Source organism: Variovorax sp. FW305-3-2-15-B-LB1, from assembly GCF_058787635.1.
Genome location: NZ_JBYSZY010000006.1, coordinates 1 through 19137, shown reverse-complemented (window position 1 = coordinate 19137; position 19137 = coordinate 1). Strand labels below are relative to the sequence as shown.

23 protein-coding genes and 2 tRNA genes are annotated in these 19137 nt (G+C 66.2%); 16 read left to right on the top strand and 9 right to left on the bottom strand.

Annotation, left to right across the window (positions count from 1 at the left end; all coding sequences use genetic code 11):
- Positions 1-5: 5 nt before the first annotated feature.
- Both pgsA and AC3WQR_RS05515 read left to right on the top strand, forming a co-directional pair.
- Positions 6-572, top strand: coding sequence for a CDP-diacylglycerol--glycerol-3-phosphate 3-phosphatidyltransferase (gene pgsA / locus AC3WQR_RS05520; protein WP_062479069.1), 567 nt, complete (start codon positions 6-8; stop codon positions 570-572).
- Entirely contained in the window at positions 569-1456 is an 888-nt protein-coding gene (locus AC3WQR_RS05515; RefSeq protein WP_062479066.1) for a DMT family transporter, read from the top strand. Before pgsA ends, AC3WQR_RS05515 begins: the two co-directional genes overlap by 4 nt.
- 16 nt (positions 1457-1472) lie before the next feature.
- On the opposite strand, the gene AC3WQR_RS05510 is transcribed toward AC3WQR_RS05515, so the two are convergent.
- A complete protein-coding gene (locus tag AC3WQR_RS05510) occupies positions 1473-2420 on the bottom strand; it encodes a LysR family transcriptional regulator (protein ID WP_492741364.1) in 948 nt (315 codons plus the stop codon).
- An 85-nt stretch (positions 2421-2505) separates the two neighbouring features.
- Between AC3WQR_RS05510 and AC3WQR_RS05505 the strand changes: the two genes are divergently transcribed.
- From AC3WQR_RS05505 to AC3WQR_RS05480, 6 genes are all read left to right on the top strand, one after another.
- Positions 2506-3417 (top strand): alpha/beta fold hydrolase, encoded by a 912-nt coding sequence (locus tag AC3WQR_RS05505; RefSeq protein ID WP_492741363.1) that lies wholly within the window; start codon positions 2506-2508, stop codon positions 3415-3417.
- A complete protein-coding gene (locus tag AC3WQR_RS05500; RefSeq protein ID WP_062479058.1) occupies positions 3414-4499 on the top strand; it encodes a tartrate dehydrogenase in 1086 nt (361 codons plus the stop codon). Before AC3WQR_RS05505 ends, AC3WQR_RS05500 begins: the two co-directional genes overlap by 4 nt.
- Before the next feature lie 209 nt (positions 4500-4708).
- Entirely contained in the window at positions 4709-4981 is a 273-nt protein-coding gene (locus tag AC3WQR_RS05495; protein ID WP_007830705.1) for an HU family DNA-binding protein, read from the top strand.
- A 29-nt stretch (positions 4982-5010) separates the two neighbouring features.
- Positions 5011-5086 (top strand) — tRNA-Val (locus AC3WQR_RS05490).
- Positions 5087-5162: 76 nt separating this feature from the next.
- A complete protein-coding gene (locus tag AC3WQR_RS05485) occupies positions 5163-7082 on the top strand; it encodes a SurA N-terminal domain-containing protein (protein ID WP_492741362.1) in 1920 nt (639 codons plus the stop codon).
- 109 nt (positions 7083-7191) lie between these two features.
- On the top strand, positions 7192-7866 hold the full coding sequence (locus AC3WQR_RS05480) for a histidine phosphatase family protein (RefSeq protein WP_095744680.1): 675 nt from the start codon (positions 7192-7194) through the stop codon (positions 7864-7866).
- Positions 7867-7872: 6 nt separating this feature from the next.
- Here the strand turns inward: AC3WQR_RS05480 and AC3WQR_RS05475 are convergent, their stop codons facing one another.
- The gene (locus AC3WQR_RS05475) at positions 7873-8205 is read right to left on the bottom strand and encodes a hypothetical protein (protein ID WP_095744681.1); all 333 of its coding nucleotides are present in this window, start codon (positions 8203-8205) and stop codon (positions 7873-7875) included.
- Between the two features lie 95 nt (positions 8206-8300).
- Complete coding sequence (locus tag AC3WQR_RS05470; protein ID WP_062479046.1) at positions 8301-8549, bottom strand: GlsB/YeaQ/YmgE family stress response membrane protein; 249 nt, start codon at positions 8547-8549, stop codon at positions 8301-8303.
- 277 nt (positions 8550-8826) lie between these two features.
- Between AC3WQR_RS05470 and AC3WQR_RS05465 the strand changes: the two genes are divergently transcribed.
- Both AC3WQR_RS05465 and AC3WQR_RS05460 read left to right on the top strand, forming a co-directional pair.
- A tRNA-His gene (locus AC3WQR_RS05465) sits at positions 8827-8902 on the top strand.
- Positions 8903-9187: 285 nt separating this feature from the next.
- Positions 9188-9535, top strand: coding sequence for an H-NS histone family protein (locus AC3WQR_RS05460; RefSeq protein WP_056583066.1), 348 nt, complete (start codon positions 9188-9190; stop codon positions 9533-9535).
- Positions 9536-9632: 97 nt separating this feature from the next.
- Here AC3WQR_RS05460 and AC3WQR_RS05455 read toward each other — a convergent pair whose 3' ends face one another.
- Positions 9633-10619, bottom strand: a complete 987-nt coding sequence (locus AC3WQR_RS05455; protein ID WP_095744683.1) for an NADPH:quinone oxidoreductase family protein — start codon at positions 10617-10619, stop codon at positions 9633-9635.
- A gap of 128 nt (positions 10620-10747) precedes the next feature.
- On the opposite strand from AC3WQR_RS05455, the gene surE reads away from it, so the two are divergent.
- The 5 genes from surE to rlmD all read left to right on the top strand — a co-directional run bounded on the left by surE (position 10748) and on the right by rlmD (position 15792).
- Positions 10748-11506 carry a 5'/3'-nucleotidase SurE gene (gene surE, locus AC3WQR_RS05450; RefSeq protein WP_062479041.1) on the top strand — a complete coding sequence of 253 codons (759 nt, stop codon included), beginning with the start codon at positions 10748-10750 and terminating at the stop codon, positions 11504-11506.
- A gap of 4 nt (positions 11507-11510) precedes the next feature.
- Positions 11511-12287, top strand: a complete 777-nt coding sequence (locus tag AC3WQR_RS05445; RefSeq protein ID WP_095950964.1) for a protein-L-isoaspartate(D-aspartate) O-methyltransferase — start codon at positions 11511-11513, stop codon at positions 12285-12287.
- An 11-nt stretch (positions 12288-12298) separates the two neighbouring features.
- Positions 12299-13210, top strand: a complete 912-nt coding sequence (locus tag AC3WQR_RS05440) for a peptidoglycan DD-metalloendopeptidase family protein (RefSeq protein ID WP_062479036.1) — start codon at positions 12299-12301, stop codon at positions 13208-13210.
- Between the two features lie 4 nt (positions 13211-13214).
- Positions 13215-14288, top strand: a complete 1074-nt coding sequence (locus AC3WQR_RS05435; protein WP_492741361.1) for a sigma-70 family RNA polymerase sigma factor — start codon at positions 13215-13217, stop codon at positions 14286-14288.
- A gap of 67 nt (positions 14289-14355) precedes the next feature.
- Positions 14356-15792 carry a 23S rRNA (uracil(1939)-C(5))-methyltransferase RlmD gene (gene rlmD, locus AC3WQR_RS05430; RefSeq protein WP_159277556.1) on the top strand — a complete coding sequence of 479 codons (1437 nt, stop codon included), beginning with the start codon at positions 14356-14358 and terminating at the stop codon, positions 15790-15792.
- A gap of 46 nt (positions 15793-15838) precedes the next feature.
- On the opposite strand, the gene AC3WQR_RS05425 is transcribed toward rlmD, so the two are convergent.
- Entirely contained in the window at positions 15839-16540 is a 702-nt protein-coding gene (locus tag AC3WQR_RS05425) for a Bax inhibitor-1/YccA family protein (protein ID WP_062479032.1), read from the bottom strand.
- Between the two features lie 171 nt (positions 16541-16711).
- On the opposite strand from AC3WQR_RS05425, the gene AC3WQR_RS05420 reads away from it, so the two are divergent.
- Positions 16712-17119 (top strand): GlcG/HbpS family heme-binding protein, encoded by a 408-nt coding sequence (locus AC3WQR_RS05420; protein ID WP_056583078.1) that lies wholly within the window; start codon positions 16712-16714, stop codon positions 17117-17119.
- Positions 17120-17302: 183 nt separating this feature from the next.
- Here AC3WQR_RS05420 and hemP read toward each other — a convergent pair whose 3' ends face one another.
- The 4 genes from hemP to AC3WQR_RS05400 all read right to left on the bottom strand — a co-directional run.
- Positions 17303-17515: a hemin uptake protein HemP gene (gene hemP / locus AC3WQR_RS05415; protein WP_062479029.1), complete on the bottom strand. Its 213-nt coding sequence runs from the start codon at positions 17513-17515 to the stop codon at positions 17303-17305.
- Between the two features lie 105 nt (positions 17516-17620).
- Positions 17621-18034, bottom strand: coding sequence for an ExbD/TolR family protein (locus AC3WQR_RS05410; RefSeq protein WP_062479026.1), 414 nt, complete (start codon positions 18032-18034; stop codon positions 17621-17623).
- Positions 18035-18042: 8 nt separating this feature from the next.
- Complete coding sequence (locus AC3WQR_RS05405; protein WP_062479023.1) at positions 18043-18759, bottom strand: MotA/TolQ/ExbB proton channel family protein; 717 nt, start codon at positions 18757-18759, stop codon at positions 18043-18045.
- 22 nt (positions 18760-18781) lie between these two features.
- Positions 18782-19137, bottom strand: a 356-nt coding sequence (locus AC3WQR_RS05400) for an energy transducer TonB (RefSeq protein WP_492741360.1), incomplete at its 5' end; no start/stop codon positions are given.

The window sequence follows — 19137 nt, the reverse complement described above, 5'->3', positions numbered from 1 at the left end:
CCCGCATGTTCTGGACCCTACCGACCATCATGACCTGGACGCGCATCGTCGCGATTCCGTTGATCGTCGGCGTTTTCTACCTGCCGATCAGCGAACCGACGCGCAACCTGATCGCCACGGTCATGTTCATCGTGTTCGCCGCCACCGACTGGCTCGACGGCTACCTGGCGCGCAAGCTCAACCAGACCTCTTCCTTCGGCGCCTTCCTCGATCCGGTGGCCGACAAGTTTCTCGTCTGCGCCGCGCTGCTGGTGCTGGTGCACCTGCAGCGTGCCGACGTGTTCGTGGCGCTCATCATCATCGGCCGCGAGATCGCCATCTCGGCGCTGCGCGAATGGATGGCGCGCATCGGTGCCGGCAAGAGCGTGGCGGTCCACATGATCGGCAAGGTCAAGACGACCGTGCAGATGGTCGCGATTCCCTTCCTGCTCTATGACGGGCATCTTTTCAAGGTGATCGACACCGGCCTCTGGGGCCAGTGGCTGATCTGGATCTCGGCGGTGCTCACTGTCTGGTCGATGGTCTATTACCTGCAAAAGGCCATTCCCGAGATCCGGGCCCACTCCAAATGACCGCGGCCGTCTCGGTCCGCAACGCAGGCTGGCTGCGGGCGATGCCGGCGGTCTTCGTGCTGATCTGGAGCACGGGTTTCATCGTTGCGCGCTATGGCATGCCCTATGCGCCACCCCTCAAGTTCCTCGCCGTGCGCTATGCGCTGTCGCTCGCCTGCTTCGGCGTGTGGGTCATGCTCGCGCGGGTGGCGTGGCCGGCGAAGCGCGCGCAATGGGGGCACCTGGCGGTCACGGGCGTACTGATGCAGGCCGGCTACCTCGGTGGCGTCTGGGCGGCGGTGCATGCGGGCATGGGTGCGGGGCTGGTGGCGCTGCTGGTCGGCATCCAGCCGGTGCTCACGGCGGTCTGGCTTTCTTTCAACGGTGGGCGCATTTCGGGACGGCAGTGGACTGGGCTGGCCCTGGGCTTCGCGGGGCTGGTCTTGGTGGTGTCGCGCAAGCTGGGGCAGGGCACCGAGGTCAACGCCCTGACGATGGGGCTGGCCGTGATGGCGCTGCTGTCGATCACGGCGGGCACGCTGTACCAGAAGCGCTTCGTGGCGCCTTGCGACGTGCGCAGCGCCAGCGCGGTGCAGATGGCCGCCGCGCTGCTCGTGACCCTGCCTTTCGCCGCGCTCGAGGCGCAGGCCATCGAATGGAACACGCATTCGATCGGCGCCATGGCGTGGTCGGTGCTGGCGCTGTCGCTGGGCGGCAGCTCGCTGCTCTATATGTTGATCCAGCGCGGCACGGCCACCGCCGTCACCAGCCTGCTGTACCTCGTGCCGCCGTGCACGGCGCTGATGGCCTGGCTGCTGTTCGCCGAACCGATCACCTGGACCACGGTACTGGGTATCGGGCTGACGGCCGTCGGCGTGAGCCTCGTGGTGCGCGCGGAGCGCTGACGGCGCTTTCTTTTTTTCAGCGCCCGCCCGGCTTGGCCGGCTTCCAGGGCTCCGAACGGAACTGCTCGACGAGGTGATCGACCAGCAGGCGCACGCGGCGCGGCGTCTTCGGCCGCCACGGCGCGACCCAGTGGATGTCGGCGTCGGGCATGCCGTACGACGGCAGCACGCGCACGAGTTCGCCGCTCGCCAGCTGCGGCGCGATGTCCCAGAGGCTGCGCAGCATGACGCCGTGGCCGGCTAGGCACCAGTCGCGCACCATTTCTCCTGAATTGCTCGTGAGCGGACCCTGTACCCGCACGCGCGCCGTGCTGCCGTCGCGCGCGTGGCGCAGCGTCCAGAGTGCGAACTGGCGCGACTGCGCGGCGTCGCCGTTCTCGCGCGCGATCAGGCAGTCGTGCGTGGCCAGCGCTTCCACCGTGGCCGGCGTGCCGCGGCGGGCCAGGTAGTCGGGCGAGGCGGCCAGCACGCGCTGGTTGCGCGCGATGCGGCGCGTGGTCCAGTCGGCGGCGCGGTGCTGCTGCACCGCCCACAGCCAGACCGCACCGTCGTAGCCTTCGGCGCCGAGGTCGGGCAGTTGCTCGGTCAGCAGCAGCTCGACCTGCAGGCCGGGGTGCTGCGCCTGGAAGTCGGCGAGTGCCGGGCCGAGCCAGCGCCGGCCGAAGCCGAAGGTGGCGGCGAGGCGGACCGTGCCGATCAGCGCGTTCTGCCGCTCGCCGAGTTCGCTTTCGAGCGCCGCGAAGCCTTCGAGCAGCGTGCGCGCATGCAGGCACACGGCCTCGCCCTCGGCCGTGGCGCTGAGCCGCCGCGTCGTGCGGTCGAACAGCCGCTGTCCGAGCCGGGCCTCCAGCGCGCCGAGCCGCTTGGTGATGACCGAGGGCACCACGTCGAGCGTGGCGGCCGCGCCGGCCAGGCTGCCCTGGTCGCGGATGGCCAGAACCAGTTCGAGATCGCCGCGTTCCATCGCGTGGGGATTCATGCCAAAGTAGAAAGTATGAATTGGCTGATTGTTGCTTGATGGCCGCCGGGGTGCAACGCACAATCGCGGCGTGACGGCTTCCTTCCTCGACTTCCCCCGCTTCGACATCGCTCGCGATGGCGTGCGCATCCACGGTCGCATCGGCGGGCAGGGCGCACCCTTGCTGCTGTTGCACGGCCATCCGCAGACGCATGCGATCTGGCACCGCGTGGCGCCCGCGCTGGCCGAGCGCTTCACGGTGATCGCCGTGGACCTGCGCGGCTACGGCGACTCGGGCCGTCCGGCGGCCGACGCCGAACACGCGGTCTACAGCAAGCGGGAGATGGCGCACGACGCGCTGGCCGCCATGCGCCACCATGGCTTCGAGCGCTTCGCCGTGCTCGCGCACGACCGCGGCGCGCGTGTGGCGCACCGGCTCGCGGCCGACCATCCCGGCGCGGTCGAGCGCATGCTGCTGCTCGATATCGCGCCGACGCTGGCCATGTACGAAGGCACCTCCGAAGCTTTTGCCAAAGCTTATTGGCACTGGTTCTTCCTGATCCAGCCGCCGCCGTTGCCCGAGGCGCTGATCGCCTCCGACCCGGTGCGCTACGTGCGCAGCGTGATGGGCGGGCGGCACGCGGGGCTCGCGCCGTTCGCGCCCGAGGTGCTGGCCGAGTACGAACGCTGCATCGCCATCCCGGGCACCGCCGAATCCATCTGCGAGGACTACCGCGCCTCCGCCACCATCGACCTCGTGCACGATCGCGCCGACATCGCCGCCGGCCGCCGCCTCGCCCAGCCGCTGCGCGTGCTGTGGGGCGAGCACGGGGCGGTGGGGCGCGCGTTCGATGTGCTCTCGCTGTGGCGCGAGCGTGCCGACGACGTGTCGGGCCGCGCGCTGCCCTGCGGCCACTACATCCCCGAAGAAGCGCCCGACGCCTTGCTGGCCGAGGCGCTGAATTTTTTCGTTTCCCCCGAACACCCAGGAGCCACTTCATGAGCACCCACAGAATCGCAGTCATCGCCGGCGACGGCATCGGCAAGGAAGTCATGCCCGAGGGGCTGCGCGTGCTCGATGCGGCGGCGCGCAAATTCGGCATCGACCTGAAGTTCGACCACTTCGACTTCTCGAGCTGGGACTATTACGAGAAGCACGGCCAGATGCTGCCCGACAACTGGAAGGACCAGATCGGCGGCCACGACGCCATCTTCTTCGGCGCGGTCGGCTGGCCCGAGAAGATTCCCGACCACGTGTCGCTGTGGGGCTCGCTGCTCATGTTCCGCCGCGAGTTCGACCAGTACATCAACCTGCGTCCCGCGCGCCTGATGCCCGGCATCGTCGCGCCCGTGGTGCGCCGCGACGGCACGCCGCGCGCGCCCGGCGAGATCGACATGTACATCGTGCGCGAGAACACCGAGGGCGAGTACTCGAGCATCGGCGGGCGCATGTACCAGGGCACGCCGCGCGAGATCGTGGTGCAGGAAACCGTGATGTCGCGCGTGGGCGTCGACCGCGTGCTGAAGTTCGCCTTCGAGCTCGCGCAATCGCGGCCGAAGAAGCACCTGACCAGCGCCACCAAGTCGAACGGCATCTCGATCACCATGCCGTACTGGGACGAGCGCGTGGTGGAAATGGCCAAGGGCTACCCGGGCATCACGCTGGACAAGTTCCACATCGACATCCTCACGGCGCACTTCGTGCAGCGGCCCGACTTCTTCGACGTTGTGGTGGCGAGCAACCTGTTCGGCGACATCCTGTCCGACCTCGGCCCGGCCTGCACCGGCACCATCGGCATCGCGCCCAGCGCCAACCTCAACCCCGAGCGCACCACGCCTTCGCTGTTCGAGCCGGTGCACGGTTCGGCGCCGGACATCGCCGGGCAGGGCATCGCCAACCCGATCGGCCAGATCTGGTGCGGCGCGATGATGCTGGAGTTTCTCGGCCACAAGGACGCGCACGACGCGATCCTGGCGACCATCGAGAAGGTGCTCGCGCCCCAAAGCGGCGCACCGCGCACGCCGGACATCGGCGGTCGGGCGGGCACGGCCGACCTCGGAAAGGCAATTGCCGAGGCCCTTTGAAAAGTACGTCGCGAAACGCCCCTAAAATCGCGCGCTCCGCTGGGCTGCAGTGCGTTGTGTCTTATTGACACCCCGCAGACCAGTGGTTGTAATCCTCGCTGGCAGTGCGCTGCCGAGGCGTCAGGCCTGCCATGTTCTTGAGTCGCTCCCGTCGCGGCCAGGTCGCAGCTGACGAAAGCCGACCAACTTTTTTTCGACAAGGGGCCCTTGTGAACAAGACCGAACTGATTGAGCACATCGCAAAGAACGCCGATATTTCCAAAGCCGCAGCGACCCGTGCGCTCGAATCCACCATTGGCGCCATTCGTACCACGCTCAAGAAGGGCGGTTCCGTGTCGCTCGTCGGTTTCGGCACTTTCGCAGTCGGCAAACGCGCAGCCCGCACCGGCCGGAATCCCCGCACCGGCGACGCGATTAAAATCAAGGCAGCCAAGATCCCGAAGTTCCGTCCCGGCAAGGCGCTCAAAGACGCGCTGAACTGAGGCTGTAGACTCGGAGAGTATTCCAGGTGGGGTGCTTAGCTCAGTTGGTAGAGCGGCGCCCTTACAAGGCGTAGGTCGGGGGTTCGAGCCCCTCAGCACCCACCACCACCCGATGCAAAGGCGAACACCGGTTCGCCTTTTTTATTGCCGTCCGGCGCCCGTCGAAAAAGAGTGTTCAAGCATGTTTGATACCTTCCGCAAGTACAACAAAGTCGTGATGATTTTCTTGTTCTTGCTGATCATTCCCTCGTTCGTCTTCTTTGGTGTCGAGCGCTACCAGGGCATGGGCGGCGACGAGAAGGTGGCCCGCATCCAGGGCCATGACATCACCAAGCCCGAGTGGGACCAGCAGCACCGCGTCGAGACCGACCGCATCCGCCAGCAGTCGCCCAACGTCGATCCGACGCTGCTCGACTCCGACGCGCTGCGCTACGCTACGCTGGAGCGCATGGTGCGCGATCGCGTGCTGGCGGCCGCGGCGGTCAAGACCAACATGTCGGTGTCCGAAGACCGCCTCGCGCGCATGTTCGCGCAGGACGCCGGCCTTGCCGCGTTCCGCACGGCCGACGGCAAGTTCGACCGCGAAGCCTTCCTGCGCGCCACCGGCCGCACGCCCGAGCAGTACGAAGCCTCGGTGCGCGCCGACATGGCCTCGCAGCAGGTGCTGCTGGGCGTGACGGGCACGAGCTTCGCACCGGCGGCGTTGACCGCGGCCACGGTGAATGCCTTCTACGACCGCCGTGAAATCCAGGTCGCGCGCTTCGCACCCGAGAGCTTCGCGTCGAAGGTCACGGTGAGCGATGCCGACATCGAGACCTACTACAAGGACCACACGTCGCAGTTCCAGGCGCCGGAGCAGGCCAGCATCGAGTACCTCGTGCTCGACCTCGAAGCCGCGAAGAGGAACATCGTCGCGAACGAAGCCGACCTCAAGACCTACTACGAGCAGAACACCGCGCGCTTCGGCACCAAGGAAGAACGCCGTGCAAGCCACATCCTGATCACGGCGCCGACCAGCATGTCCAGCGGCGACCGCGCCAAGGCGAAGGCCAAGGCCGAGCAGTTGCTGGCCGACGTGAAGAAGGCGCCGAACACCTTCGCCGACGTGGCGCGCAAGAACTCGCAGGATCCCGGCTCGGCCGAGAAGGGCGGCGACCTCGATTTCGTCACGCGCGGCGCGATGGTCAAGCCTTTCGAAGACGCGATGTTCGCGCTCAAGAAGGGCGACATCAGCGACCTCGTCGAGACCGAGTTCGGCTATCACATCATCCAGCTGACCGACATCAAGCCGGCCGTGGTGCCGCCTTTCGAGAAGGTGCGCGCGACCATCGAGAACGAAGTGCGCGCCCAACAAGCCACGCAGGAATTCGCGAAGGCTGCGGAAATTTTCACGGACACCGTCTATCAGCAACCCGAGAGCCTGAAGCCGGCCGCCGAGAAGCTGAAGCTCACGATCCAGACCGCCACCAACGTGCCGCGCACGCCCGCACCGGGCGCCACCGGCCCGCTCGCCAGCCGCAACTTCCTGCAGGCGCTGTATGCCTCCGACTCGCTCGACCGCAAGCAGAACACCGAAGCCATCGAGGTCGGTCCGAACCAGCTCGCATCGGGCCGCGTGACGCAGTACACGGCCGCGCATCCGATTCCGCTGGCCGAGGTGAAGGACAAGATCCGCGCACAGCTCATCACCGAGCGCGCCGCAGCACTGGCCAAGACCGAGGGCGAAGCCAAGCTCGCTGCCTGGAAGGTGAAGGCCGACGGCGCCACCTTCGGCGCGCCGGTCACGGTGTCGCGCATCGATGCGCAGTCGCAGCCCGCACCGGTGATCGACGCCGCACTGCGTGCCGACGGCGCCAAGCTGCCCGCGCTGCTCGGCGTGGATCTCGGCACGCAAGGCTATGCCGTGGTCCGCGTGACCAAGGTCGTGCCGCGCACGCCGCCGACGGCCGAACAGGCGCAGCAGGAAAGCATGCAGATCGCCCAGTCGGTGACCGCCGCCGAAGCCGCTGCCTACTACGAGCTGCTGAAGCAACGCTTCAAGGTGGAGATCCTCGTGCCGAAGCCGGCCGACACGCTGCCGACCGCTGCCGCGGCGCGCTGAGACAGACGGGCAACTGCTGCTCGCCACAAGCCCGGGTTCGACGACCCGGGCTTTTTTTTGGTCGCACGAGGGACAAGCGCGTGTCGCGCTTCTTGCCAGAATCCGGCGCATGGGAACCCTTTACCTCGTGCGCCACGGGCAGGCCAGTTTCGGTGCTGCCGACTATGACAACCTGAGCGAACTCGGACACCGGCAGTCCGTGCGCCTGGGTGAATACTGGCGCGAGCGCGGCATGCGTTTCGATGCCGTCATCACCGGCACGCTGAAGCGCCACAAGCAGACCTGGGAGGGCATCGCGCAGGGGCTCGGGCTGTCGCGCGACGACGTGCTGCCATGGCCGGGGCTCAACGAGTACGACAGCGAAGCCGTCATTGCCACGGTGCACCAGGGCAAGCTCGAGAAGCCCGATTCGCCCGAGATGTACCGCCATCATTTCCGTCTGCTGCGCGATGGGCTCGGCGCGTGGATGCAGGGACGCACGGCGCCGGTCGGCATGCCGAGCTACGTCGACTTCCTGGCCGGCGTGACCACGGCGCTCGACCATGTGCGCGAGCGGCACCACGGCGCGAAGGTGCTGGTGGTGTCGAGTGGCGGGCCGATCAGCACCGCGGTCGGCCACGTGCTGGGTACGAGCGCCGAGACGACCATCGAACTCAACCTGCGCATCCGCAACAGCTCGGTGACCGAGTTCGCTTTCACGCCGAAGCGGCACATGCTCGTGACCTACAACACCTTGCCGCACCTCGACGGCCCGGCGTACGAGGACTGGGTCACCTACTCCTGAACCGCGTCAGGCCTGCCAGACGCCGTAGCCGGCGCGGCGCAGGGCGATGCCCAGGTCAACCTCCATCAGCCGCGCATCGTCGTACGGCATCGGGTTGTAGCGTTCATAGAGCGCGGGCAACAGTCGCAGGCCGAACTCCTGCACGAAGCGGTTGGCCTGGATGCCGGCCTTGTGCTTGTCGAAGCGGATGTCGGGGTCCAGGCCGGTCATGCCGACATAGACGAAGGGCTTGCCGAGCTGGTAGTCGGGGTTGGCGCGCCGGAAGCGGCCGTTGTTCCAGACGCGGTCGTCGAGTTCGACCACATAGACGTGGTGACGGGCGCGTGGTTTGCGGGGCATCGGCGGGAAGGCCTCGCGAGGCTGGCTGAAGAAGTGTGGGGCCCAGGCAGCCGGAAGAACCGCCGGCCGCGTTGCGCGGCACGGCGTCAGGGGCATCAGCTCTTGCGCTTGATGAGGCCGTAGAGAATCAGGAGCACGATCGCGCCCAGCACGGAGGCGATGAAGCCGGCGCCCTGGCCGGCGGTGTACCAGCCCATTGCCTGGCCGAGGTAGGTCACGCCCAGCGAACCTGCAATGCCGATCAGCGTGGTCACGATGAAGCCGGCGGAATCGTTGCCCGGCTTGACGGCCCGCGCCACGAGACCCACGACGAACCCGATCAGGATAGTCCAGACGATGCTCATGAAGAAGTTCCTTTGATGAAGTGAAGTGGCGAAAGCCGGGCCCGGTCGGGCCGCTCGCATTCATGATAGCGGAGCCATTCGCGGCTCAGCGTCGTCCAGGCACATCGAATGGGCGACTGCGAAGTTATGCCCATGGGGCAGGGCGCATGTGTGGCGGCAGGCCATCGCGGACGGCCTCCGAAGGCGCTGGGTTGCATGTCGGTGTGGCATTTCGGCGTCTTTGATGATCGCGGAAGCGAAAGCCGCGATTTTTAACGCTACAATCAGAGGCTCTACGGTGGCTGTAGCTCAGTTGGTAGAGTCCCAGATTGTGATTCTGGTCGTCGTGGGTTCGAGTCCCATCAGCCACCCCAAAAAATTCAGTCCCAGCGCTATTTCTCAATAGCACCCAAGGGATTCCAACGCCGGGCTTGCCCGGCGTTGTCATTTCTGGCTTCGCCGTCGCTTCAAGCGCCAGGTTGTACGCCGCATTCTTTCCCAGCTACCCCCGATTTTGAAAGTACCCAAAATGGTGCGTGTGTGTTGCGGGTTGTTGCATTCCACCAATGCGCCTGCATTTTTCTGCTGAAAAGGCGCTTGTGGCAAAAGTGGTTTGAATTAGAATTCAGCCGTTTTCAATTCACAACAGGAGTCCAACAATGGCTTCGTCACTCGCCGATATCAATTCCCAGATCCAGAAGCACGACGAGCAGATTGCGCAATTGCGCAAGCAGGCCGAAGACCTGCGTAACCAGGAACGGGCCGGCGTGATCGAAGAAGTGCGCAGGAAGATTGCGGAATACGGTTTGACCGCTTCCGATCTGAAGCTGGGTGGTGGTCGTGCCGCCGCAACCAAGCGCAGCGCAGGTCCTGCAGCCGCCAAGGCCGCCGCCAAATACCGCGGCCCGACGGGCGAAACCTGGTCCGGTGGCCGTGGCCGCAAGCCGCGCTGGGTCACGGAAGCCCTGGCAGCCGGCAAGTCGCTCTCCGATTACGAGATCAAGTGATTGCCTGCAGAATCAGTTGGACATTCGCCCAATAAAAAAGCCCGCTTCGGCGGGCTTTTTTATTGGGAAGCGCACAGGGTGATGCGCGCTCGTCCGGTCAGTTCACCATCACCAGTTTTCCCTTGACGCCGCGCGATCCCATGTGCGCATAGGCGGCCTTCAATTCGGCCATCGGCATCGTGCTGTCGATCACCGGCTTGATTTTTCCCTGGCCGTACCACTGGGCCAATTCGGCCATCATCTGTGCATTGGCCTTGGGTTCGCGCTTCGCGAAATCGCCCCAGAACACACCCACGAGCGACGCGCCTTTGAGCAGCGTCAGATTCAATGGCAGCGACGGGATCGGGCCCGATGCAAAACCGACCACCAAATAGCGACCGCGCCAGCCAATCGAGCGGAATGCCGGTTCTGCGAAATCGCCACCCACGGGGTCGTAAATCACATCCGGGCCTTTGCCGTCGGTCGCGGCTTTGATGGCGTCGCGGAAACCATTGGGCAGTGCGTGCGTCGTGTAATTGATCGTCGCGTCGGCGCCGATCGAGCGGCACAGTTCGCACTTTTCGTCGGTCGATGCCGCGGCGATCACCTTGGCGCCCGCCGCCTTGGCGATCTGGATGGCCGCGGTGCCCACGCCGCCGGCCGCGCCGAGCACCAGCACGGTTTCGCCGGCCTTGAGCTGCGCGCGGTCCATCAGTGCGTGCCACGAGGTGGCGTAGATCATGATGAAAGCGGCCGCGTCGACATGGCCGAAACCTTCGGGCAGCGGCATGCACAGCGCGGCGGGTGCCAACGTGTGGGTGCCGAAGCCGCCCGTGCCCGAGAGGCACGCCACGTTCTGCCCGACCTTGAGGTGCGTCACGCCTTCGCCCACCGCCTGGATCACGCCCGCATATTCCGATCCGGGAACGAAGGGCAGCGGCGGCTTCATCTGGTATTTGTTCTGCACGATCAGCAGGTCGGGGAAATTCAGGCTGGCCGCCTTGATCTCGATCAGCACCTGGCCCGGGCCCGGCGTGGGGGTGGGCAGTTCTTTCCAGGTCAGCGCGTCGACGCCGGTGGGGTTTTCGCAAAGCCATGCGTGCATGCTCGGGGTCTCCTTCGAATGAGTCGTGTGGGCAATGAATTCGGGGCGATGATAGGCGGCGCTGTGGTGCGGCGTTGTCCCTGCTGCGACGCACCCCGCACCTACAATCCGCTGCACCCAGAAGCACCATGAAGATACTTATTTCCAATGACGATGGCTTTCAGGCGCCGGGCATCGTCGCGTTGCACGACGCACTCAAGGACATCGCCGACGTCGAGGTGGTGGCACCCGAGCACAACAACAGCGCCAAGTCGAATGCACTCACGCTGGCCGCGCCGCTGTACGTGCACAAGGCGCACAACGGTTTCCGCTATGTGACGGGCACGCCGGCCGATTGCGTGCACATCGCGCTCAAGGGCCTGCTCGACTACCGCCCCGACCTCGTGGTCTCGGGCATCAATAACGGCGCCAACATGGGCGACGACACCATCTATTCAGGCACCGTGGGCGCGGCGATGGAGGCCTACCTGTTCGGCATCCCGGCCATCGCCTTCTCGCAGATTGAAAAAGGCTGGGCACACGTGGATGCGGCGGCCCAGGTGGCGCGACGGCTGGTGCAGCAGATCGAGCGCGAGAAGATGCTCGGTGGCCCCGCCTTCCTGCTCAACGTGAACGTGCCGAACCGCCCGTTCGACGAACTGAAACCGGTCAAGGTGTGCCGGCTCGGGCGCCGCCACGCGGCCGAAAAGGTGATCACGCAGGACAGCCCGCGCGGCGAAACCATGTACTGGATCGCCGGTGCAGGCAGCGCCAAGGACAGCGGGGAGGGCACCGACTTCCACGCGACCGCGGCCGGCCACATCGCGCTGACGCCCTTGCAGATCGACCTGACCGACCATGCCAACCTGGGCCAATGGCGCGAGACGGTCGCCCGTCTCGGCAATTGACGACATGGCGACCCCTCCGCGGCCCAGTTTCCCGGTTCGACTGACCCCCACCGCCTCGGCCGCCACGCGCGGGCGCATGCCCGCTGTGCCGGTCAAGCCGATGGTCCCGTCCACGCCCTCGATGGCGTCCGATGCCGTGCGGGCGCGCATGGTGCAAAAGCTCGCGGCGCAGGGCATCACCGATGCGCGCGTGCTGCGCGCCATGGGGACCGTCGAGCGGCACCGTTTCGTCGACAGCGCGCTGGTCAACCAGGCGTATGAAGACACCAGTCTGCCGATCGGGCTGGGACAGACCATTTCCAAGCCCAATGTGGTGGCCCGCATGATCGAGTTGCTGCTGGGCGCGCCGGCGCTGGCCGGCAAGCCGCAGGAGCGACTGGGCCGCGTGCTCGAGATCGGCACCGGCTGCGGCTACCAGGCCGCGGTGTTGAACGAGGTGGCCACCGAGGTCTACAGCATCGAACGCCTGCGCGGACTGCACGAGCGCGCGCGCACCAATCTGCGGCACTTCCGCCTGGCCACCGTCCACCTGATGTTGGGCGACGGCATGATCGGCTATGCGAAGGGCGCGCCGTACGCGGGCATCATCGCCGCGGCAGGCGGCGAGGCCGTGCCCGAGGCCTGGATCGCGCAGCTCGCGGTGGGCGGGCGCATCGTCGCGCCGACCCATTCCGCCACTGGTGGACAGGCCCTCGTCGTGATCGACAAGACCCCCCGTGGGCTCGAGCGGCGCATTCTTGAGGCGGTTCACTTTGTCCCCCTAAAATCGGGCATCGCTTGAAGGAATAACAAATGCAGGGTTTTGGCAATCGGAGTTTGTTCGCAGGCATCACGTTGGCTGTTGTGCTCGTGATCGCGGGCTGCTCCGCACCGCGCGGTCCCGCACCGGTCGAAGACCGGGGCACCATGACGCGCGCACCCGGGGCAACGACGCCCGGCGGTCCTCCCATCACGACCGACGCGTCCGGCAAACCGCTCCCCGGTATCGAGAACTACGGCAAGCCCGGCTACTACGCCGTGCGCCCCGGTGACTCCATCCGCCGCATCGGCAGCGAAACGGGCCAGCGCTGGCAGGACATCGTGCGCTGGAACAACCTCGACAACCCCGACCTGATCGAAGTCGGCCAGGTCTTGCGCGTGATTCCACCGACCGGTGGGAGCACGGCGGTCGCCACGGCACCGTCCACCTCTGCGCCTGCTGCGGCCACCGAGGCGACCACCAAGCCGGTGGCCCCGCAGGCGTCCGTCACGCCGGCCGTGCCGGCCAGCGGCGCGAGCGGCACCACCAAGCCGCCTGTCACGGCCTCGCCTTCGGGCCCGAGCAGTTCGGGTGACGACGACCTGGGCTGGATCTGGCCTGCGAGCGGTTCGCTGATCGCCGGGTTCGACGAAGCCAAGAACAAGGGCTACGACATCAGCGGCAAGGCCGGCGACCCCGTGCTGGCCGCAGCCGATGGCCGTGTGGTCTACGCCGGTGCCGGCCTGCGCGGCTACGGCAACCTGATCATCCTGAAGCACAACAACACCTACCTCACGGCGTATGCGCACAACCAGACGCTGCTCGTGAAGGAAGACCAGTCGGTTCAGAAGGGCCAGAAGATCGCCGAAATGGGCAACAGCGACGCCGATCGCGTGAAGCTGCATTTCGAGATCCGCCGCCAGGGCAAGCCCGTCGACCCGTCGCGCTACCTGCCCAACCGGTGATGCCATGGCTGCCTCCCGCCCTCTTCGCACACTGCCCGTGCGTGGACTGGCGGGGCAGGGCAGCCCTTCACCTCGAAGCAACGGTGGCCACAATGGCCATCAGGAAAGCAGCGACGAGCCGCTGAGCACGGACTCTCTTCCCGACGACCCCGCAGCGGATCCGTCGATTCCCTCGGCAGCATCGGCGCCGCCCCACGGCACCGCCGCCGAGGTCATGGGCGGCGAGGGCGCCGATGCCCTGACCATCTACCTGCGCCAGGTCCGGCGCACCGGGCTCTTCACTCCCGCCGAGGAATACACCACCGCCTGCGCCGCACGCTCCGGCGACTTCGCGGCGCGGCAATCGATGATCGAGCACAACCTGCGGCTCGTGGTCAACATCGCCAAGAACTACCTGGGGCGCGGCATGCCGCTGTCCGACCTCATCGAGGAAGGCAACCTCGGGCTGATGCATGCCATCACGAAATTCGAGCCCGAACGCGGGTTTCGCTTCTCTACTTATGCGACCTGGTGGATCCGCCAGTCGGTCGAGCGCGCCGTCATCACGCAATCGCGGGCGATCCGCCTGCCGGTGCATGTCGTGCGCGAACTGCAGCAGGTTCTGAGGGCGCGCCGCACGCTCGAGGGCGACGCGGAGTTCCTCGCGAGCCGGCCGGACGGCGTGCGCGTCGAGGACGTGGCCGCGCTGCTCGGCCGCGAGGTGCAGGCGGTGGCCGACCTGCTGGCGCTGGCCGAGGCGCCGCGTTCGCTCGATGCGGGCGACGCGCGCGGCGAAGAAGGCTTCACGCTGGCCGACACCGTGGCCTCTGACGACGAGCAGGGCAACCCCGCCGGCGTGACACACACGCACGAGGTGGAGCGCCTGCTCGACCAGTGGGTGCAGGCCCTCAACGCGCGGGAGCGCGAGGTGCTCGAAGGTCGCTACGGCCTGCACGACCGGGAGCCCGAGACGCTCGAGGTGCTGAGCGTGCGGCTGGGCCTGACACGCGAGCGCGTGCGGCAGATCCAGAACGAGGCCCTGGCCAAGATGCGCAAGCAGCTGGCGCGCTCCGGCGTCGGCCGCGACGCGCTGTTCTAGCGGTGTGAAGAAAAGAAGGTAACCCGTCGCGCCGGGACCACCCCGGCCACGCTGAGACAATCGGGGGATGACGGAATCCATCGAAGAAAAGAAAGTCCCCGCGAGCCCCGCCGATGAATGGCTCCAGGTCGAGTCGCTCGACCTGGACGCGCAAGGCGTCTCCCACAAGTCCGACGGCATGGTCGTCTTCATCGAAGGCGCATTGCCCTTCGAGGAGGTGCAGTTCAACGTTCACCGCCGCAAGAACAACTGGGAGCAGGGCACGGTCACGCAGATCCGCCGCGAGTCCTCGCAGCGCGTGCGACCGGGTTGCCCGCACTTCGGCCTGCACACGGGCGCGTGCGGCGGCTGCAAGATGCAGCACCTCGACGCCGCCGCCCAGGTGGCGGTGAAGCAGCGTGCGCTGGAAGACAACCTCTGGCACCTGGGCAAGGTCAAGCCCGAGAACGTGCTGCGCCCGCTCGAAGGCCCGGCCTGGCATTACCGCTACCGCGCGCGCCTGTCGGTGCGCCACGTGGTCAAGAAGGGCACGGTGCTGATCGGCTTCCACGAGCGCAAGAGCCGCTACCTGGCCGACATGCAGGTCTGCCCCGTGCTGCCCAAGCAGGTCAGCGCCATGCTGATGCCGTTGCGCGCGCTGATCGGTTCCATGGACGCACGCGACACCTGTCCGCAGATCGAGCTGGCCTGCGGCGACGCGCCGGATTCGACCGCGCTGGGCACCATCGCCCTGGTGCTGCGTCACCTGGAGCCGCTGTCGGGCGCCGACATCGGGCGGCTCAAGGCGTTCGCCGCCGAGAACGAGGGCGTTCAATGGTGGCTGCAGGCCAAGGGCCCGGACACCGTGAAGCTGCTGGAGGAGGGCGGCACGCCGCTGGCCTATCGCCTGCCCGCGTTCGGTGTGACGATGCCGTTCAAGCCCACCGATTTCACCCAGGTCAATCCGCACATCAACCGCGCGCTGGTCGGCAAGGCGCTGCGCCTGCTCGACGTGCAGCCCGAGGAGCGCGTGATCGACTGGTTCTGCGGCCTGGGCAATTTCACGCTGCCGCTGGCGAGCCAGGCGCGCGAGGTGCTCGGCATCGAGGGCAGCGACACGCTGGTGGCACGCGCCACCGACAACTTCCAGAGAAACCAGCCTGCAACGCCCGAGCGGCGTGCGCTGTCGGCCACCCGGTTCGTGGCGCGCAACCTGTTCGACATGACGCCCGAGATGCTGGTGGCCGACGGCAGTGCCGACAAGTGGCTGGTCGATCCGCCGCGCGAAGGTGCCTTCGCACTGGCCAAGGCCATGGCCGACCTGCACCAGCAGCCTGAACTGCGCACCGGTGGCTGGACGCCGCCCAAGCGCATCGTGTACGTGAGCTGCAACCCGTCGACGCTGGCGCGCGACGCCGGCCTGCTGGTGCACCAGGCGGGCTACCGCTGCACCTTCGCGGGCGTGGTGAACATGTTCCCGCACACGGCGCACGTCGAGTCGATCGCGGTCTTCGAGCTGGAATGAAAAAAGGCCCCGCGGGGCCTTTTTTCTTGGGGTCGGAGCAAGCCGCTCAGTCGCGCTCGCCGCCGAAGATGCCCAGCAGGGCCAGCAGGCTCTGGAACACGTTGAACATGTCCAGGTACAGGGCCAGCGTGGCGCTGATGTAGTTGGTTTCGCCTCCGTCCATGATCTGCTTCAGGTCATAGAGCATGTAGGCCGAGAAGATGCCGATGGCTGCCACCGAGATCACCAGCATGCCGGTGCTCGAGCCCACGAAGACGTTGATGACGGCGCCGAGCATTAGCACCAGCGCACCGACGAACAGGAACTTGCCCATGCCCGACAGGTCGCGCTTGATGACCGTGGCCAGCGAGGCCATCACAAAGAACACGCCGGCGGTGCCGCCGAAGGCCGTCATGATCAGTTCGGGGCCGTTCTTGAAGCCCAGCACCATCGCCAACAGGCGCGACAGCATCAGACCCATGAAGAAGGTGAAGCCCAGCAGCACCGGCACGCCGGCGGCCGAGTTCTTGGTCTTCTCGATCGCGAACATGAAGCCGAAGGCGCCGCCCAGGAAGACGATCAGGCCGAGTCCGCCGGTGAGCGAGCGGGTGATGCCGGTGCTCACGCCGATCCAGGCGCCCAGCACGGTGGGCAGCAGGCTCAGCGCCAGCAGCCAGTAGGTATTGCGCAGCACGCGCTGGCGTTCGGCCTGCGGCAGTGTCTGGCCGTAGCCGGTGGAAGTGTCGAGGGTGGTCACACGGTCGTTCATGGCCGAAGCTCCTGAGGTTGCTGCATGCAATGACACGCAGTTGGGCGCATTCTAGGGGGCTGCAAGAGGGGGCCTTGCAAAGACCGTATGCCCGTTGTTCTTAAGCCCCGGTGGGACGCTGCGGCGCCCCGCCGTTATGCTGTCGGGTTTCGACGCAACCTGAGCCTATCCATGAAGACCAAATCATTCCTCGAACTCGCCGACGTCAAGGCCATCGCCGCTGCAGCGGAAGCCGAGGCCCTGAAGAACAACTGGGCCGTGACCATCGCCATCTCCGACGACGCCGGCAACCTGCTCTGGCTGCAGCGCCTGGACGGTGCCGCCGCGCTGTCCTCGCACATCGCTCCCGCCAAGGCGCACACCGCCGCCATGGGCCGTCGCGAGAGCAAGGTCTATGAAGACATCATCAACGGCGGCCGCACCGCGTTCCTGACGGCGCCCCTGGTGGAAGGCCTGCTCGAAGGCGGCGTGCCGATCGTGAAGGACGGCCACGTCATCGGCGCTGTGGGCGTGAGCGGCGTGAAGTCGAACGAAGATGCGCAGATCGCCAAGGCCGGCATCGCCGCGCTCGGCCTGTAAGCCTTTTCATTCGCCCAAAGCAAAACGCCGACCATTTGGTCGGCGTTTTCTTTTTCGGGGCTTCAGCGTGAAAAAAAGCTTGGCTAGTCGGCGAACCGTTGGCTAGCAAAAAACGACCCTTCGGAGATGAATCTCCTCGAGTCGCCCCACGATGAAACTTGCGCGAGGGGCGGGCTGAACGACCTACTTGGTCAGGATCAGCTTGCCGAGTTTGGTGGCCTGAAGCCGGTAGAGCGAGCCGTTGTGCATGATGCCCACGGTCTTGCTTCCCTTCAGAAGCTCCGTGCTTTCGACCATCGGCGCCGGACGCGCTGCCTGGATCGATGCATGACCGCCACCCGATTGGTCGAGCGAAGGGTGGTTCAGGACAGAAAAGGCATTCGGGGTGGCTGGCATCTGGAGTTCCCTTTTATGGAAGCGATGAGTGAATGATAATGATTCTCAATATAAAGTCAATCGTCGCGATCAACTTTTTTTCGATCCGTCATTCACCCGTTCAGATCACTTCGTGTCGGGTTCGGTGATGAAGCCGATCTTGCGCACGCCGGCTTCGCGCGCCTCGGCCATGGCCTTGGCCACGCGCTCGTAGCGCACGGCCTTGTCGCCGCGGATGTGCAGTTCGGGCTGCGGTTCCTTGGCGGCTTCGGCGGCCAGGCGGTTCGGCAGCTCGCTGTCGTCGATCTTCTGTTCGTTCCAGTAGTAGGCGCCGTCGGCCGTGACGCTGAACAGGATGTTCTGCGGCTTGGGCTGCTCGGGCTCGCTACTGGCGCGGGGCAGGTCGATGTTGACCGCGTGCTTCATGACCGGCACGGTGATGATGAAGATGATCAGGAGCACCAGCATGACGTCGACCAGCGGCGTCATGTTGATCTCGTTCATCACCTCATCGGGTTCGTCTTGCGTTCCGAAAGCCATGATGCTGCTCAGCCCTTCTTGAGCGGAACCACGACGGCTTCGCCGCTGCCGCTTTGCACGCGGGCGCCGGTCACGAAGTAGGCGTGCAGGTCGTGGGCGAAGCTGTTGAGCTTGGTCAGCACGAACTTGTTGCCGCGCACCAGGGCGTTGTAGCCCAGCACGGCGGGGATGGCGACCGCCAGGCCCAGGGCCGTCATGATCAGCGCTTCGCCGATCGGGCCGGCCACCTTGTCGATGGTCGCCTGGCCGGCCGAGCCGATGCTCATCAGCGCGTGGTAGATGCCCCAGACGGTGCCGAACAGGCCGATGAACGGCGCCGTCGAACCCACCGAAGCGAGGATGGCCAGGCCGGTCTGCAGGCGCGCCGTGAAGGCGTCGATACCGTTGCGCAGGGCGCGCGTGATCCAGTCGCTCACGTCGAGCGCGTCATGCAGGTGCGCCTTGGTGTTGCGGTGGTGGGCGGCGGCTTCGCGGCCTTCGAGCGCCAGGGCGCGGAAGGGGTTGCTGTCGTCGGTGCCCAGCTTGTTCAGGGCGGTGGCGAAATCTTCGCTGTGCCAGAAGTCCTGCGAGTGCTTGGCCAGGCGCTTGTATTTGATGACGTCGAGCGCCTTCACGATGATCACGATCCACGATGCGAGGGACATGCCGATCAACAGAACCGCGACAGCCTTGGTGACGAAGTCGCCCTGATTCCAGACGTTCATCAAGCCAAATTGGGAATCCATACGAAGTTGCTCCAGAGAAAAATTAGTTCAGGACGTAGTTGACGGGGGCGTCGTAAGACATGGCCTGCACCACGCCGTTGACCTTGCCGGGCACGAACCGGCATTTCATGATGTATTCGACGGCGGCCTCGTCGAGGCGGTCGAAGCCGCTGGATTTCTTGACCTCGGCGCTCTTGGGCAGGCCGTCGGCGCCGACGAGCACGCGCACGATCACTTTGCCCTGCTCGCCGAGGCGCTTGCTCATGGCGGGGTAGACCGCCTTCGGGTTCTGCAGGTAGTCGGCATTGCTCGACGGCAGCTGCACGGCGGGCGGCGCCGGGGGCGACGGCGGCGGTGCGGGAGGGGCCGGCGGCGCGGGCGGTGCCGGTGGCGCAGGCG